2 pseudogenes are annotated in these 504 nt (G+C 65.7%); one reads left to right on the forward strand and one right to left on the reverse strand.

Features of this window, described 5'->3' with window-relative positions:
- A pseudogene (locus ACFFNA_RS39775) lies at positions 1-166 on the forward strand (helix-turn-helix domain-containing protein); the annotation flags it as partial.
- Here ACFFNA_RS39775 and ACFFNA_RS39780 read toward each other — a convergent pair.
- Positions 133-399, reverse strand: a pseudogene (locus ACFFNA_RS39780) (ISL3 family transposase); the annotation flags it as partial. The pseudogenes ACFFNA_RS39775 and ACFFNA_RS39780 sit on opposite strands and share 34 nt — an antisense overlap.
- Positions 400-504: the final 105 nt, after the last annotated feature.

Genomic DNA, 504 nt, shown 5'->3' on the forward strand with positions numbered 1-504 from the left:
CTATCGCACCAAGCGCCGCTTCGTGGAGATGGGTCTGGAGGCGGCGCTCAGCGAAGAGCCACGCGCAGGCGCGCAACGCAAGCTGACGGGCAAGGAAGAAGCCCGGCTGGTGGCCACCGCCTGTTCCAGTCCGCCGCCGGGCCGCGCCCGCTGGACCCTGGAACTGCGGTTCCGTCGCAGCAGGGTGTCGTTGCTCACCGGCAGCATCAGCCTCTGGGCGAAGCTCGCTGCCGGACGCCCGCCGAGAACAAGCCCAAGATGGTGGACGACATCGTCGAGGCGAGCGGTTCGTCGGGCCCATGGCGCGAGGACGTCCCCGTCAAAGCGCTCGGCAAAGATTCGCCGGCCGCAAAGCACCGCGTCGCAGTGGAACCGGCGTACCATTGCGACCAGCAGAACAGGCGGTTCCGTCGCAAACTTTTCGGAAAGGTCATTGCTGCATGACGGCTGCTCCTGCTTTCCGGGAGTTTGTCATGTTCAAGGGCCGCCATTTTGATCGATCCG

The sequence above is a fragment of the Mesorhizobium kowhaii genome (genome assembly GCF_042431665.1).
Taxonomy (GTDB): domain Bacteria; phylum Pseudomonadota; class Alphaproteobacteria; order Rhizobiales; family Rhizobiaceae; genus Mesorhizobium; species Mesorhizobium kowhaii.